This window comes from Xanthomonas sp. AC360, from assembly GCF_979258225.1.
Genome location: NZ_OZ409846.1, coordinates 1714949 through 1729363, shown reverse-complemented (window position 1 = coordinate 1729363; position 14415 = coordinate 1714949). Strand labels below are relative to the sequence as shown.

Here is a 14415-nt window from a genome sequence, read left to right as displayed (position 1 = left end):
TCGGCCGCGCACGCGCGGCTCCCCTGCGAGGATCTTCCGCATGACATCGATCACCAACCGCCGCATCGTGCTGGCGTCGCGCCCGCACGGCGAACCCAACGCAGACAACTTCCGCATCGAAGAAGTCGCCCTGCCACCCACCGGACACGACCAGATTCTGGTGCGCAACCGCTTCCTGTCGCTCGACCCCTACATGCGTGGCCGCATGGACGATGGCCCGTCGTATGCGGCGCCCGTGGCCATTGATGCGGTGATGGAAGGCGGCACCATTGGCGAAGTCGTCGAGTCGCATCATGCCGACTATCAGCCCGGCGATCTGCTGGTGCTCTCCGGCGGTTGGCAGACCTATAGCCTGCTCACCCCGACAACGCCGCTGCGCAAACTGCCCAAGGACGATAGCCTGCCGCTGAGCACCGCGCTAGGCGTCTACGGCATGCCCGGCTTTACCGCCTACGCCGGCCTGCACGAGATCGGCAAGCCGCAGCCCGGCGAAACGCTGGTGGTGGCCGCCGCCAGTGGGCCGGTCGGCGCCACCGTGGCGCAGTTGGCGCGCCTGCAAGGCTTGCGCGTGGTGGGCATTGCCGGTGGCGCAGAAAAAGTGCGCTACCTGCGTGAGTCGTTGCAGGTGGATGTGGCGCTGGACCATCGCGCCGACGACTTTGCTGCGCAGTTGCGCGCCGCCACGCCCGACGGCATCGATATCTATTTCGAAAATGTCGGCGGCAAGGTGTTCGACGCGGTGCTGCCGCAACTCAACGACTTTGCACGCATTCCGGTGTGCGGCGTGATCGCCACCTACAACAGCCGCGGGCAGGCACTGCCTGGGCCCGATCGCCTGCCGGACTTCATGGGCCATGTGCTGCGCAAGCGACTGACCGTGCGCGGCTTCATCCAGCACGACTTCATCCGCCTGATGCCGGCATTTCTGCGTGAAATGGGCCAGTGGCTGCGCGAAGAGCGCATCCAGTATCGCGAGCATGTGCTGCATGGCCTGGATGCCGCACCGCAGGGGCTGATCAGCCTGTTGCGCGGCGAAAACTTCGGCAAAGCGGTCGTCGCACTCGACTGATCAATTCGCAGCGCTCTACCGGCTCTTACGATTCCCCATTCCCCATTCCCCATTACCAAAAGGAACACAATGACTGTCCCCGCATTCGGCCTCGGCACCTTCCGACTCAAAGATCAGGTCGTTATCGACTCGGTGCGCAACGCGTTGGCGTTGGGCTATCGCGCCGTCGATACCGCACAGATCTACGACAACGAAGCGCAGGTTGGCCAGGCGATCACTGCCTCCGGCGTGCCGCGCGACCAACTGTATGTGACCACTAAAATCTGGGTCGACAAGTTCGGCCGCGATGCGCTGCTGCCGAGTCTGCAGGAGAGCCTGCGCAAACTCGGCACCGAGCATGTCGACCTCACCCTGATCCATTGGCCGTCGCCGAAGGATCAGGTACCGATGCGCGAGTATCTGGAAGCCTTGGCGGACGCCAAGCAGCAGGGCCTGACGCGTGCGATTGGCGTGTCCAACTTCACCATTGCCCTGGTCAAGCAGGCGATCGAGATCCTGGGCGCCGAGGCGATTGCCACAAACCAGATCGAGGTGCACCCGTACCTGCAAAATCGCGCGTTGATTGCATTCCTGCGCGAAGAGGGGATCCACGTGACGTCCTACATGACGCTGGCGGTGGGCGAGGTACTGAAGGATCCGGCGATCCTGGCCATTGCCGCGCGCCACGACGCCACCCCGGCGCAAGTCACGCTGGCCTGGGCACTGCAGCAGGGATATTCGGTGATTCCGTCGTCAACCAAGCGGGCGAATCTGGAAAGCAATCTCAAGGCGCAGGACCTGCGCCTGAGCGAGCAGGACATGGGCGAAATCGCCGCACTCGACCGCGGGCAGCGGCTGGCCAATCCGCACGCCATCGCACCCGACTGGGACTGATGCTGCACCGACGCATGCAGCGGGCTGAGAGCGGCTGACAAAACGACTGCGCTCACCACCAGGCGAGCGCAGTCGGTACGCGCGGCATGCACCACTCAGACACTCCGGTTCTGAGTGCGCCGCCCACACCCATCTGACGACTACTCGCTACGGTGTTAGCAGTGCTTGGCTCTACATGTATCGACAGCGATGGCGACCGCTCGTCGTCGCGGACTGGTGAGCCGCCACCGGCGCTGCTACGGTGCCCGCACAGGGGGGTAGCCCGGTCACGGAGTCCTACCCATGCACAGCGCAGCCGTTCTGACCCGCAATACCGTCAATGTCGACGCAGAAATCGCCTACTGGCGCGATGTCCATGCCGAAGGGCATCTGGGCGGTTACGCGTTTGCCGATTACGCCCGCCTGCTGATGCTGGGCTACGACATCTACCTGGCGTATCCGCGCGCCACCGAAGCGCAGCTGTACCGGGTCCTGCAGGATGCGTACTACCAGGACCAACCGCTGCTGTCGGTGCCGTGGGACCAGGCGCGTTGGATCGTGCGCCATGCCTGGCAGCATCTGCAGGATGCAAGCGTGCGGCACTGAAGGCGCCTGCGTTTGGGCACAACGTAAGAATTTTGCAGGATGGACGGCAGCGTAGTTCGATCAAGAAGCGCGTGCTGCGTGTTGTGCTGAGCGCCCTATGCTCGCGATGACTGCACACCGCCACGTTGTTTGATTTGGAAGGGGATATCTTTCGCGAGCCGCATCAAATCAGGTCGGGCTGTAAGCGCGAATCAGCCGCCGTTTTTAAGCGCGCTGACGCTACAAACGTCGAACACACGCTGGCAAGATAAGGCTGCCGGCAACACCAACATCTGCACCACAAGACGCCCTAAACGCGCGGCATGGCGAGCGCTCTACTCCGCGACGTCATCACCCCGGTAACAGCTGGCCGCGCAGCAGCGCGCGGCATCGTGGGCAGCGATCAGTTCAACTGACCCATCGCCATCGCCTGCCGATCGATACGGTGCTTTTCGGCCAGCGCCTGCATGCCTTGCAGCGTCGAGGCGATCAGGCTCGCGTAACGCAGCCGCCACAGATTGGCGCGGTCGTCGTCGTCCTGTGTGCTGCCCAGCCCATCCAGCACCTGCGGCAAGCGGCGGTCTGCCAGGGCGGACGCGGCCAGATAAGGCTTCGGCGGTGCGATCACATCCACCGGCGCGCGCCAGTCGTTGGCGACGTGGCGGGCAATGCCGGCCAGGTGCGACAACTGATGCATGCCGATCAGGGTTTCGTGCAGCATCTCGCGGCACGCCCATTGCCACAGCGCCACCTTTTCCGATGGGTCCTGGGCGATTTCGGTCAGCGCCAGGTCAACCTTTTCGATACGTGTGTCGAGCATTGCTGAGCTCCGATGCTGCTATGCAACATAATTCACACCATACGCCGTGAGAATCAAGTGAGCCAGTCGTTTGGATACCGTCATCGCGCCGATGCTCGACCCGGTTCACGCTTTACGACGGCCGCCGGTCGGAGCGGCACGGCTGGCACCCTGACTTCCTGCCCATGCAGCCCAAGTACCGCTGCGTGATGCTGCAGTCCCCCGCCCGCGGTCACTCCCATGCGCCTTGCCGTCCTTGTGCCGCTGCTTGTGTTGGCAACCTGCACTGCGCAGGCCGAGACCGCCAAGCCGCAGCTGTCCTCGCGGCAATGCGAGGTCAGCACCTCCTACGACGTCCTGGCCGATAGCGGCGGCATCTGGCTGCGGCGCAAGCAGGGCGCGCCACGCGAGATTTTCTTCCACGGTGGCGAGCTCAACGTGGACCGCCAGGCGCAACCGGTCAGCGCAGCCGATGCGCAACGGCTGCGCGAGCTCGAACAACGCACCCGCGCAATGATGCCGGCGGTGACCTCCATCGCCCACTCGGTGGTCGACATCACCTTCGATGCGCTCGGCGGTGTGGTGCATGTGCTGTCGGGAAGCGCACGTCAGCAACGCAAGGTCGAGCAACTGCGCACCGGCGCGCTGGCGCAGGTGGATGGCAGCCTAGGGCGTGGGCGCTGGGAGCAGCAACTGTTCGACGAGCGCTTCGAGGCCAGCGTCGAGGACGCGGCCGAGGATCTGGCCGGCAGCCTCACCCGCAGCGTGATGTGGACGGTGATGACCGGTCGTGCCGGGCAGCTGGAACGCCGTGGCGCGGAGCTGGATGCACGGCTGGAGCAAACCATGCAGCAGCGCAATCAGGTGCTTGAGACACAGGCGCAGGCGGTGTGCGTGCATGCGCAGGCGCTGTACGCCATCCAGCAGGCGCTGGAATACCGCTTCCAGGGCGAACAGTTGCAGATGCTGGAACTCAACACGCCCGCGCCCAAGGATGACGCGCCGGTGTCTGCCAGCGTGGTTGCCACCGCGGCACATTGAACGCGTCACCCGCGTGCTGGCTTTGCTAGGCCAGGACCATTGCCTGATGCGCCGCATCTCCTTCGGAAGAGCCACGCGCTAGCGGAAAGGCGCGTGGCGATCGACCGCGTTTGCCCCATTGCTGCCTGGCGCAGCAGCCAGTTGCGTCACGCTTCCGACACCGCCTGCGGCTGTTCCAGCTCCAGCACGGCACACAAGACGACGCACACACATACGCCCGATGCGGCCGCACCGGGCGTATCTGCTGTGGCAATCCACACTCACACGATGGCACCGAGCAGCGGGCACACACCTCCCTCCGGCGCACTGTGAAGTGACCGCGGCAGTTCGCTTAAAGGGTATGCACCACTCGTACTTTCTGCTGCCGAACGCGCCGTCAACAAGGGCTGACGAACACCGACCGGTCAACGGCCGCGGTTACTTGGCCAGATGCTGCTGCAACTCATCGCCCGCCTGACGGATGGCGGTGCGCACTGCCGGCACCTCGCTGAGCGCGTTGAGCAGGCCGTAATCGTGAATCAAGCCGTTGTAGCGGGTCACGGTGACGTCCACACCGGCCTGGTCCAGCTTGCGGCCATAGGCTTCGCCTTCGTCGCGCAACACATCCAGCTCGGCGGTCTGGATCAAGGTCGGCGGCAAGCCCTTGAGCTGCTCCACGCTGGCCTGCAACGGCGAGGCATAGATCTCGCGGCGCTGCTTCGGGTCGGTGGTGTAGCTGTCCCAGAACCAACGCATCATGTTGCGGCTGAGGAAATAGCCCTGCTGATACTGCTGGTAGGAGCCGTTGTCGAACGCGGCATCGGTCACCGGCCACAACAGCACTTGGTAGCGCAGTGCCGGCGTGCCGGCCGCCTTGGCCTGCAGGGCCACCGAGGTCGCCATGTTGCCACCCACGCTGTTGCCGACCACCGCCAGGCGCGTGCCGTCCACGCCAAGCTCGGCGCCGTGCTCGGCGACCCACTTGGTGGCCGCATAGGCCTGGTGGATGGCAACCGGATAACGCGCTTCCGGCGACGGGCTGTAGTCCACGTACACCGCTGCCGCGCCAGAGGCACGCGCCAGATCGCGGATCAGCCGCTCATGGGTGGGGAAATCCCCCAATACCCAGCCGCCGCCGTGGAAGAACATGAACACCGGCAAGGTCTTGCCGGCGCTGCCCGGCGGCTTGACCACCACCAGGCCGAGCGGCTTGCCGTCGACGGTGATGGTCTTGCGGGTGACCTCGGCGGCCGGCAGTGTGGCGCCGGCCTGCGCGTCCACCAGTATCTTGCGGGCCTGCTGCGGGGTGAGCTGCTCCATCGGCTTGCCGCCGGAGGAGTTGAGCGCGTCCAGGAAGGCCTGGACCTTGGGTGAGGCGGCCGGTGCGCTGGAATCGGTCGGCGCGGCAAGCGCGCCGCCGATTGCCGACGCCAACGTGCCAACCAACAGCAACGATGCGTAGGGTTTCATGGGGATATCCGGGGTGGGATCAGGCCAACGTCAGGGTGACGTCGATGTTGCCGCGGGTGGCATTGGAGTACGGGCAGACCTGGTGGGCCTTGTCGACCAACGCCTGCAGTTCGGCCTTGTCCATGCCCGGCACGGCGACGCGCAGTTCGACCGCGATGCCGAAGCCGCCCGGAATCTGGCCGATGCCCACGCTGCTGTCGATGCTGACTTCGCCCGGCAGCTTGAGCTTGTCCTGCGCGGCCACCGCCTTCATCGCACCGATGAAACAGGCGGCGTAACCGGCAGCGAACAGCTGCTCCGGGTTGGTGCCGTCGCCGCCAGCGCCGCCGAGTTCGCGCGGGGTGGACAGCTTGGCGTCCAGTGCATTGTCCGAAGACACGGCACGGCCTTCGCGGCCACCGGTAGCAGTGGCGTGGGCGGTGTAGAGGATCTTTTCGGGTGAGGCCATGGTGGTTCTCCTGAGTGAGCGCAGTGCGCGTTGAATAAATTGTTAGCGATTAAATAGCGTGCTACTTAGCGGATACAGCGAGTGGATGCGATGACCGACTTATCCCGCACCCAGGCTGGAGCGTAGCTTTTCCAGTTCCTGCTTGAGTTGACGCAGTTCGTCCAACGAGCAGGCCGAGGCGCAAAACACCTGCTCCGGCACGCGACCGGCCTTGCTGCGCAGCGCGCGCCCGGCATCGGTCAGCGCAATGATGACCTGGCGCTCGTCGCTGACGGCGCGCGTACGGGTGACCAGGCCCGCGCTCTGCAGCCGCTTGAGCAGCGGCGTCAGCGTGGCCGAATCCAGATACAGCCGCTCGCCGATCTCCGATACGCTGCGGCTATCGGTCTCCCACAGCACCAGCATCACCAGGTACTGCGGATAGGTCAGGTCCAGATCCTTCAGCAGCCCGCGGTAGAGCTTGTGCATCGCCAGGTTGGCCGAATACAGCGCAAAGCACAGCTGGTTATCCAGTTGCAGCAAGGCGTTGGTGCGGTCGTTGGTGGCGGTGGTGGTGTCCATGGGCTGCAATTTACATAGCGCACTATTTAATTGCAAGCGATTTTTTGAACATGTTTGTCATGGACTGCTGCGGCCATGTTGTCGGGAGTCCAGCGGCCCCTACCGGCGCTATCGGTATCGGTATCGGTATCGGTATCGGCAGGCTAGGTCTTTGCATCGCTCGACACGATGTTGTCGCGTTGGTCTTGCGGAGGGAGGCGACCTTGCACGACGCAGCCCGGCGGTCGCCGTCGCCTCGCCGTTCGATCGCTGCAGATACCGTCGCTGCCATGCCATCGGCCAGCCAGGGGCTGGGCAGGAACAGGTCGGTCAGGATGACGCTCGGCAGCATCGGCTGACGGGTCGACGGGGCGCTAGGCGACAACGGCATATCGTTCAACCACGCGCCGCTGCCAAACTTCCCCTACCCACACTCTTCTTCGATGGCGCCGATCTTGTAGCGCCCCGGCGCAGGACGCGCGTGCGCGCTCACGCCCGATGCGCAGTGGCCAGATACTCCGCGCTCTGCATTTCGATCAAACGCGAGGCAGTACGTTCGAAGGCACCGGCCAGGCGCTGGCCGCTGTACAACGCTGGCGGCGCATCCTGCGCGGTGCAGACCAGATTGACGTGACGATCGTAGAGTTCGTCGATCAGGTTGACGAAGCGCCGCGCGGCATCCTCGTTCATGCGATCGAAATGCGGAATGCCGCCGAGCAACACGGTGGTGAATTCGCGTGCGATCTCGATGTAATCGGCCGGACCGCGAGGTCCTTCGCACAGCGCAGCAAAATCGAACCAGGCGATGCTCTTGCCGCGCGCGCGCACCGCGATCTTGCGCGCTTCGATTTCGATATTGCCGCCGCGTGCCTCGGCATTGCCGCTCAGTTCGCTCCAGCGCTGCAGCAGCCAGTCATCGGCCTGCGCATCCAGCGGCGCGCGATACACCGGCGAGCGCGTCAACGCACGCATGCGGTAATCCTCGGTGCCTTCGGCATAGAGCTCGACGCAGAATTTCTGCAGCAGCCCGATCGCCGGCATGAAGCTGTCGCGCTGCAAGCCGTTGGCGTAGAGGTTGGCCGGCGCGGTGTTGGAGGTGGTCACCAGGGTCACGCCTTCGGCGAACAGGCGCTCCAGCAGGCGCGCCAGCAACATCGCATCGCCGATGTCGGTGACGAAGAATTCGTCCAGCACCAGCACGCGCAGATTTTCGCGCCATTGCTGGGCGATCTTGGCCAACGGATCGCTTTGCCCGGCGTGTTCGCGCAACTGCTCGTGCACGCCGCGCATGAAGCGATGGAAGTGCGTGCGGTACTTCTGTTTGATCGGCAAGCCGTCGTAGAACAGATCGACCAGGAAGGTCTTGCCACGCCCAACGCCACCCCAGAAATACAGGCCGCGCACCGGCTCGGGCTTTTTCCAGAACGCCGACAGCCGATCCAGCCAGCCGTCCTGCGCGCTGTCCACCAAGGCCTCGTGGATACGGTCCAGTTCCGCCAGCGCCGCCTGCTGCGCAGGATCTGCGCGCCAGTCGCCGCGTTGTACGCCGGCGGCGTAGCGCTGCGACGGGGTCATCTCACTCATTATGTTCTCCGCGGGCCGGCTGCTGCCCTGCCCGCTCAACGGCGCATCGCCAGGCGATACGCGTGGTCCATGCCGCGGTCAGACAGCGGCCGGCAACCAGCGCCGGACACCATGCTGGATCGCACCGCGCAGGTCGATCAATTTGCGGTGGAAAAAGTGGCTGGTGTCGGGCATGCGCACCAACTCGGGCTGCTGCTCCAGCGTGTCCAGCCAGGCGTACACCGCCTGCGGGTCGACGATCTCGTCGGCATCGCCCTGGATCACCAACCACTGCTCCGGCGGCTGCATGTCGCTGAAATCCCAGCGCCCGGCCGGCGGTGCGATCGAGATCAGCACCTGCGGCGCGAGCGCACCGGCAGCCCGTAACGACACATACGCACCGAAGCTGAAACCGCCCAGCCAGAGCGTGTCGCCCGGCCGCTGCGCGCGCACCCAATCGGCGACCGCGCGCAGATCGTCCTGCTCGCCGTCGCCATGATCGAAGCTGCCGGCCGAGGTCCCCACGCTGCGAAAATTGAAACGCACCACGGTGATACCGAGCTCGCGCAACGCGCGCGCGGCCATGGTGACGACCTTGTTGTGCATGCTGCCGCCCTCGGTAGAGAGCGGGTGGCAGAGAATGGCCGTGAGCGGTTGCGCAGCAACGTCCGGCTCGGGCAGATCGACCGCGACATCGAGCGGACCGACCGGCCCATCCAGCGTCAACGTGGCGGATTCGGTGGGAAATGGGGGATTGGACATGCCTGCATAATAGCCGCCCCGCCGGCCGCGTTCATCGCCCTGCCTGCACACTTCGTTGCGTTGCCCATGCATTTTCTGCTGTTTGCCGTTGTCTGCAGTGTTTTAGTGTCGGTGGTTCTCAAGCTGTTGCCACGCCATGGACTGGATGCCTTCCAGGCCATCACCTGGAACTACGCCACTGCTGCCGGCCTGGCGTGGCTGTTGCTGGATCCGGCGTTGGCTACGCTGCACGCGCCGTCCACCCCATGGCTGGCCTTGCTGGCGCTGGCCGTTGCGCTGCCATCGATCTTCCTGGTGCTCGCGCGGGCGGTGAACACGGCCGGGATCGTGCGCACCGAGATGGCCCAGCGCCTGTCGTTGCTGCTGTCGTTGGCAGCGGCCTTCACCCTGTTCGGCGAGCCGTTCAACGGCTGGAAGCTGAGCGGACTGGGCATGGGCCTGCTGGCCATCGTCTGCATCGTGCACCGTGCAGATTCAGGCGAACGCGCCAGTCTCTCGCCCTCGGCTGGCTGGTTGTGGTTGCTGGGCGTGTGGATGGGCTTTGCACTGATCGATCTGCTGCTCAGGACCATCGCACAGGCCGACACCTCGGCGCTGACCTCGCTGACGCTGTGCTTTGCCATCGCCTTTGTGCTGATGGCGGCGCTGCAAGGCCTGCGCGGGGCACGCGGGGCACGCGGGGCACGCATACACGGTCGCACTGTGCTGGCCGGGGTACTGCTGGGCATGCTCAATTTCGGCAACATTTTCTGCTATGTGCGCGCTCACCAGGCGCTGCCGCACAGTCCCGCCACCGTCTTTGCAGCCATGAACATCGGCGTGGTCGTGCTCGGCGTGCTGGTGGGCGCGCTGGGGTTCGACGAGCGTATCGGTACGCGCGTGCGCGTAGGTCTGCTGCTGGCGATCGCGGCGATTGGCTTAATCGCATGGGGTATGTACGCCACTTGAAAACTCAAGCGTTCGGTTCGCGCGCCTTTTGTTCGCAGCGTTCGGCGTTCGGTAGAACAAGACCGATACCGCGGGGACCATGCACGGAGCGTCGTCCGGTGGGAGTGGGTGGTTCGCCTGAATCAATTGTCGAGAAAGCATCAGGCTACGCATTCGGTGGCAGAGGTGGTCGCTGCAACCGGCCTCGGTGCCGGGCAGTTGTTCGCCAAAGCGGACAGGCTGCAGGCATCTTATGGCCTGCATCTGCACCATGCGCTGCTCACACGACACGATCAGGGGCGTGGTTGCACGCCTGCGCATTTGCAGCAACTTGCACTGCAGGTTTGGACGTCACCATCGGCAGGCGTTGCCGATGTCGCATCAGGCGCATTTACGCTGACCGATGCACGCTTACCGCATGCGCACAGGCGCTCGTTGCTGCAAGGCATGAACCTGCGCCTGATCCACCTTAACAAGCAGTACCACGCCATCACCACACGCCTGTTTCTGCACGAATGCCAGGCGATGCCGCAGGAGCAACGCGTACTCGATCAGCGCAATCGCCTGCTGGCGCGACGCAGCTATGTACGCAACAGTCAACTGAACTTCCTGCTGCGGGCACTTGCACCGTTGGAGCAGATGCATGCGCTGACCGCAGCACCCGAGCAGCCAACACATGCGCGACCAGATCCGGTGCAGTACGCCCATACGCGAGCGCCGGCACCAGACACAACCGGCGGTTGGAACAGCCTAACCGAAGCGTTCAGGCATGCCGAAGCACAGCTGGAGGGCCTTCAGGAGAGCGCTGCCCCGTGTGAGCGGGTTCTAAAATTGCAGCGTTTGATGCAACGTTACCGGACCCTGTCGGCGCCGATCATCGGCCTGTCTGCAGTGCACGAACAACGCAGCCGAATCGACGCACACGCATGACCATCGCGTAAATTTATATGGCGGCTGGCGCATCTGCGGTCGCGATGATCGTACGCATCGATTGAAGACCGTCGGTTCGGATTACCTAACGTCGGTTCGCAGCCTGCATTACCCCATCTGGGGCCGGCGCTATTCTGAACGCATCCGTCCGATCGGAGTTTGTCATGCGCCTGAGTTCGTTTTTGAATAACAGCAGTCGGGTCGCTCCGGAGCCTCACAGCCCCGCGCCGACCACGACCTCGACGACCGGTGAGACGAACACGCAGCATCCGCTATCTCAAGCGCACAGGCGCAGCGCACAGCAAGGCAAGGCGAAAACATCTACGCAAGTCTTTCTTGCATCCGCGCGTAAATCGCTTGAGTCCTTATACAAGCAGCTGCCGTCCATGCACATGAGTTCCTCAGCGCTACGGCCAGCGCGGAACTCACCTGCCCCCACGCCTTGTGCGACGCCGATGGCCAAGCCATATCGCCCACAGCAGACGCCTGTCGCCCAGCACTCTGCCGATGCGCGCCGGCAGCCCCCCGCTCCACAGGCAACTCGGCCGGCGCGCGTAACGCGGCCAGAACCGCAGCGCACTGCCTCGATACCGCGTCCGGCTCCGGTCAAGCAGGCGCCGATTCCGATGGTTTCTCCGCCACAGGCCAAGCGGACGCCATCATTGCAGAGTTTGAATGAGAAAATTGCGGTGCTGAGCAAACTCTGCAGTGAAACCAGCATGCGTTTGTTTATGGAAGGTCGCGAAGCAACCGAGCAAGATCAACGGCTATATAAGTTGCGGCAAGAGCTGATCGCGCAACGCAATCAGATCAGCGACAGCCCGACCGGTGCTGGTCGGATCCCCGGCAGGCAGGCCGGCGACCGTCTCATCAATGCGTCGCTGCGTGCACTGGCGCCACTGGAACATGTACTCGCACCGAAAACCACGTCCAGCGGACTGGCCACTGCCCAGAGCGGTGTCATGCAGTCCAACCGCAACGCCCTGCTGAAGGCGCGCCGTGGGCTCGGCAATACGTCCGATCTTGCCAGGCACTATGACCTGGCCAAGCGACATCTGGACGGGTTGAGGATCAGTGGCGCAAACCCCAACCACGTACAGCGCCTTGAGCGTATGTTGAAGGGCTACGAAAATCTGCGGGAACTGGAAGGCATGGTCAAACGTACCGACGACCAGTTGCATAGGATGGGTGGGGCACGATTGATGGACATCATACCCACCACGCGACGGCAACGTGAGCAGTCCCATCAAGACGCACTGGACGCCCATCAGGAAGCGCTCGACAACGGTTATCTCTGACGCGGCGCACCACGCTGCTGTAACCGTTGCACAGCACCCTTGGTGGATGCGGCGTTGCCGACACGAGCGCGCATCACGCGCAGGTTGTTTGGCGTTTTCCAGCAAGCGACCAGGCGTCTTCGGCGGAGGGAGAGTAAGGCACGCAAACCGATACACGAAGACCGGCAGCGCGCTCGCGCGGCCTCAACGCTCCCACTGCGGGAATGGATCCTCCAGCAGTTGCCACTGCGCCGGACCCTGGCGCAGTTCGTGATCGCTGAGCAGACAGGCATCCAGTGCGGCGCGCGTGTGCGTCGTATCCATCTCCACACCGATCACCGCAAGCTCCTGGCGACGATCCCCCCATAGCGGGTGCCAGAGCCGCTGCATGGCGGCGTATTCGGTGGCATCGCCCACTTCATGCAGCTGCGGTAGCGGCGCGGTCCAGCATTGGGTCTGCTGCCGCTGCCAACCGATGTCGGTGTACGGCAGCGGCGTGATGCTGGTCTGCAGCCGCTCGCCGATCGATTGCGCATCCACGCGATGACGTGCGGCAAACCAGAAGCCGGCGGCATTGGTCTGGGTGGCGCCGCCGACGCTGGACAACTCGCCCACCCAATCCATGCGGCTGGCCAACCAGAAAAATCCCTTGCTGCGGATCACCTGCGGCAGCCCGTTGTGCACCATGCGCGCAAACCGCTGCGGGTGAAACGGCCGACGTGCGCGATACACGAAACTGCTGATGCCGTATTCCTCGGTCTCCGGCGTGTGCTCACCGCGCAGTTCCTGCATCCAGCCTGGCGCCAGCTGCGCACGGGTGAAATCGAACCGATTGGTATCGAGCAGCTGATGCAATGGCACATCCCCGTGCGTCGCATCCACCATCGCCGCCTCGCGATTGAGCGCACGCAGCACCGCGCGCAGACGTTGCAGTTGCGCTGCATCGATACGGTCGCACTTGCTGATCACCAGCACATCGGCGAACTCGACTTGTTCGCCCAGCAATTGCACCAATCCGCGCGTATCGTCCGGCCCGGCTTGCTGACCCAGTTCGGCCAGCGTCGTGGCCGAACCGAAATCCTCGAGAAAACGGCTGCCGTCCACCACCGTCACCATGGTGTCCAGGCGCGCGATATCCGACAGGCTGAAGCCATCTGCATCGCGCACTGCAAAGGTCGCCGCGACCGGCATCGGTTCGGCGATGCCGGTCGATTCGATCAGCAGATAGTCGTAGCGACGCTGCTCGGCCAGCCTGCGCACCTCCTGCAGCAGGTCGTCGCGCAGCGTGCAGCAGATGCAGCCGTTGCTGAACTCCACCAGCGTCTCTTCGGTCCGCCGCAATGCCGCGCCGCCGTCGCGCACCAACTGCGCATCGATGTTGATCTCGCTCATGTCGTTGACGATCACCGCCACACGCAGGCCCTCTCGGTTGTGCAGGATGCGGTTGAGCAAGGTGGTCTTGCCGGCACCCAGAAAACCGGACAACACGGTGACGGGAAGACGCGGATCGCGGGTGGGGGACAGGGACATCCGGACAACCTCGGGGGAGTGAAGTGTTACTATATAACACTTACTCAACGAGACCGCGTCCATGCGTGCAACCGCTTCGTTACTGGATACCTCGGCCATCGCCTTGTCCGGCCTGTGCCTGCTGCATTGCCTGGCACTGCCCCTGCTGGCCGTTGCGCTGCCGCTGCTGGGTGCCTGGAGCCGGGCCGAATGGGTGCACGTCGTGTTTGCCGCTGCGGCGGTGCCGCTGAGCGGTTTCGCGCTGTGGAGCACGCATCGACGCCACGCGCTACCGGCGCCTGTGTGGGCGTTGGCGGGTTTTGGACTGGCCGGCCTGGCATTGGGTGCCAGCGGCATTGCAGGCGGCACCCTGGACACACCCATCACGGTCACAGGCAGCTTGCTCCTGGCCAGCGCGCATCTGCTCAATCTGCGGCTGCGCCGCAGCGCTGGGCAGTGTGAAAGCTAAACCTGCTGCGGCGCGGCCCGGCCTAGACGGCGTTGTGGACGCTGGCGTTCAAGCTGCGAGCGGCGGTTAAATTACACGCGCTGATGGCCGTTTTGGCGGAGACTCGCCGCTGCAATCGCTGCACTGGCTATCGGCACGATGGCGTTGCCGACGGCACTGCTGCACGCGCGCCTGACCTGAGGCATCGGCGACAAA

15 protein-coding genes and 1 other RNA gene are annotated in these 14415 nt (G+C 64.2%); 9 read left to right on the top strand and 7 right to left on the bottom strand.

Going from position 1 to position 14415, the window contains the following annotated elements; translation table 11 throughout:
- Positions 1–40: 40 nt before the first annotated feature.
- The 4 genes from ACZZ0O_RS07305 to ACZZ0O_RS07290 all read left to right on the top strand — a co-directional run bounded on the left by ACZZ0O_RS07305 (position 41) and on the right by ACZZ0O_RS07290 (position 2527).
- Positions 41–1069 (top strand): NADP-dependent oxidoreductase, encoded by a 1029-nt coding sequence (locus ACZZ0O_RS07305; protein WP_311239435.1) that lies wholly within the window; start codon positions 41–43, stop codon positions 1067–1069.
- A gap of 69 nt (positions 1070–1138) precedes the next feature.
- The gene (dkgB, locus tag ACZZ0O_RS07300; protein WP_463590401.1) at positions 1139–1942 is read left to right on the top strand and encodes a 2,5-didehydrogluconate reductase DkgB; all 804 of its coding nucleotides are present in this window, start codon (positions 1139–1141) and stop codon (positions 1940–1942) included.
- Positions 1943–2028: 86 nt separating this feature from the next.
- Positions 2029–2103: non-coding RNA, sX9 sRNA (locus tag ACZZ0O_RS07295), on the top strand.
- Between the two features lie 121 nt (positions 2104–2224).
- A complete protein-coding gene (locus tag ACZZ0O_RS07290; RefSeq protein ID WP_055853597.1) occupies positions 2225–2527 on the top strand; it encodes a hypothetical protein in 303 nt (100 codons plus the stop codon).
- Positions 2528–2909: 382 nt separating this feature from the next.
- Here the strand turns inward: ACZZ0O_RS07290 and ACZZ0O_RS07285 are convergent, their stop codons facing one another.
- On the bottom strand, positions 2910–3326 hold the full coding sequence (locus ACZZ0O_RS07285; protein ID WP_055853599.1) for a hypothetical protein: 417 nt from the start codon (positions 3324–3326) through the stop codon (positions 2910–2912).
- Positions 3327–3545: 219 nt separating this feature from the next.
- On the opposite strand from ACZZ0O_RS07285, the gene ACZZ0O_RS07280 reads away from it, so the two are divergent.
- Complete coding sequence (locus tag ACZZ0O_RS07280; protein ID WP_463590400.1) at positions 3546–4346, top strand: DUF2884 family protein; 801 nt, start codon at positions 3546–3548, stop codon at positions 4344–4346.
- Between the two features lie 417 nt (positions 4347–4763).
- On the opposite strand, the gene ACZZ0O_RS07275 is transcribed toward ACZZ0O_RS07280, so the two are convergent.
- From ACZZ0O_RS07275 to ACZZ0O_RS07255, 5 genes are all read right to left on the bottom strand, one after another.
- On the bottom strand, positions 4764–5795 hold the full coding sequence (locus ACZZ0O_RS07275) for an alpha/beta hydrolase (RefSeq protein ID WP_228324924.1): 1032 nt from the start codon (positions 5793–5795) through the stop codon (positions 4764–4766).
- 19 nt (positions 5796–5814) lie between these two features.
- A complete protein-coding gene (locus tag ACZZ0O_RS07270; protein WP_055853607.1) occupies positions 5815–6243 on the bottom strand; it encodes an organic hydroperoxide resistance protein in 429 nt (142 codons plus the stop codon).
- Between the two features lie 99 nt (positions 6244–6342).
- Complete coding sequence (locus tag ACZZ0O_RS07265) at positions 6343–6804, bottom strand: MarR family winged helix-turn-helix transcriptional regulator (RefSeq protein ID WP_463590399.1); 462 nt, start codon at positions 6802–6804, stop codon at positions 6343–6345.
- 468 nt (positions 6805–7272) lie between these two features.
- Complete coding sequence (zapE, locus tag ACZZ0O_RS07260) at positions 7273–8367, bottom strand: cell division protein ZapE (RefSeq protein WP_115526765.1); 1095 nt, start codon at positions 8365–8367, stop codon at positions 7273–7275.
- 78 nt (positions 8368–8445) lie between these two features.
- Positions 8446–9108 (bottom strand): alpha/beta hydrolase, encoded by a 663-nt coding sequence (locus tag ACZZ0O_RS07255; RefSeq protein WP_115552900.1) that lies wholly within the window; start codon positions 9106–9108, stop codon positions 8446–8448.
- A gap of 66 nt (positions 9109–9174) precedes the next feature.
- Here ACZZ0O_RS07255 and ACZZ0O_RS07250 point away from each other — a divergent pair, with 66 nt between their 5' ends.
- The 3 genes from ACZZ0O_RS07250 (at position 9175) to ACZZ0O_RS07240 (ending at position 12263) form a co-directional block, all read left to right on the top strand.
- Positions 9175–10056 (top strand): hypothetical protein, encoded by an 882-nt coding sequence (locus ACZZ0O_RS07250; protein ID WP_463590398.1) that lies wholly within the window; start codon positions 9175–9177, stop codon positions 10054–10056.
- Between the two features lie 156 nt (positions 10057–10212).
- Positions 10213–10965 carry a hypothetical protein gene (locus tag ACZZ0O_RS07245; RefSeq protein WP_463602923.1) on the top strand — a complete coding sequence of 251 codons (753 nt, stop codon included), beginning with the start codon at positions 10213–10215 and terminating at the stop codon, positions 10963–10965.
- Between the two features lie 626 nt (positions 10966–11591).
- Positions 11592–12263 carry a type III secretion protein gene (locus tag ACZZ0O_RS07240; RefSeq protein ID WP_463590396.1) on the top strand — a complete coding sequence of 224 codons (672 nt, stop codon included), beginning with the start codon at positions 11592–11594 and terminating at the stop codon, positions 12261–12263.
- Between the two features lie 183 nt (positions 12264–12446).
- On the opposite strand, the gene ACZZ0O_RS07235 is transcribed toward ACZZ0O_RS07240, so the two are convergent.
- A complete protein-coding gene (locus tag ACZZ0O_RS07235; RefSeq protein WP_463590395.1) occupies positions 12447–13772 on the bottom strand; it encodes a GTP-binding protein in 1326 nt (441 codons plus the stop codon).
- Between the two features lie 61 nt (positions 13773–13833).
- Between ACZZ0O_RS07235 and ACZZ0O_RS07230 the strand changes: the two genes are divergently transcribed.
- Positions 13834–14220 (top strand): MerC family mercury resistance protein, encoded by a 387-nt coding sequence (locus tag ACZZ0O_RS07230; RefSeq protein WP_323526846.1) that lies wholly within the window; start codon positions 13834–13836, stop codon positions 14218–14220.
- The last annotated feature ends 195 nt before the right edge of the window (positions 14221–14415 follow it).

What these genes read in the sequence shown, in the direction of transcription:
- ACZZ0O_RS07305 (WP_311239435.1), top strand. Translation starts at nt 41, where the DNA reads ATGACATCGATCACCAACCGCCGCATCGTGCTGGCGTCGCGCCCGCAC.
- dkgB (WP_463590401.1), top strand. Translation starts at nt 1,139, where the DNA reads ATGACTGTCCCCGCATTCGGCCTCGGCACCTTCCGACTCAAAGATCAG.
- ACZZ0O_RS07290 (WP_055853597.1), top strand. Translation starts at nt 2,225, where the DNA reads ATGCACAGCGCAGCCGTTCTGACCCGCAATACCGTCAATGTCGACGCA.
- ACZZ0O_RS07285 (WP_055853599.1), bottom strand. Translation starts at nt 3,326, where the DNA reads ATGCTCGACACACGTATCGAAAAGGTTGACCTGGCGCTGACCGAAATC.
- ACZZ0O_RS07280 (WP_463590400.1), top strand. Translation starts at nt 3,546, where the DNA reads ATGCGCCTTGCCGTCCTTGTGCCGCTGCTTGTGTTGGCAACCTGCACT.
- ACZZ0O_RS07275 (WP_228324924.1), bottom strand. Translation starts at nt 5,795, where the DNA reads ATGAAACCCTACGCATCGTTGCTGTTGGTTGGCACGTTGGCGTCGGCA.
- ACZZ0O_RS07270 (WP_055853607.1), bottom strand. Translation starts at nt 6,243, where the DNA reads ATGGCCTCACCCGAAAAGATCCTCTACACCGCCCACGCCACTGCTACC.
- ACZZ0O_RS07265 (WP_463590399.1), bottom strand. Translation starts at nt 6,804, where the DNA reads ATGGACACCACCACCGCCACCAACGACCGCACCAACGCCTTGCTGCAA.
- zapE (WP_115526765.1), bottom strand. Translation starts at nt 8,367, where the DNA reads ATGAGTGAGATGACCCCGTCGCAGCGCTACGCCGCCGGCGTACAACGC.
- ACZZ0O_RS07255 (WP_115552900.1), bottom strand. Translation starts at nt 9,108, where the DNA reads ATGTCCAATCCCCCATTTCCCACCGAATCCGCCACGTTGACGCTGGAT.
- ACZZ0O_RS07250 (WP_463590398.1), top strand. Translation starts at nt 9,175, where the DNA reads ATGCATTTTCTGCTGTTTGCCGTTGTCTGCAGTGTTTTAGTGTCGGTG.
- ACZZ0O_RS07240 (WP_463590396.1), top strand. Translation starts at nt 11,592, where the DNA reads ATGGTTTCTCCGCCACAGGCCAAGCGGACGCCATCATTGCAGAGTTTG.
- ACZZ0O_RS07235 (WP_463590395.1), bottom strand. Translation starts at nt 13,772, where the DNA reads ATGTCCCTGTCCCCCACCCGCGATCCGCGTCTTCCCGTCACCGTGTTG.
- ACZZ0O_RS07230 (WP_323526846.1), top strand. Translation starts at nt 13,834, where the DNA reads ATGCGTGCAACCGCTTCGTTACTGGATACCTCGGCCATCGCCTTGTCC.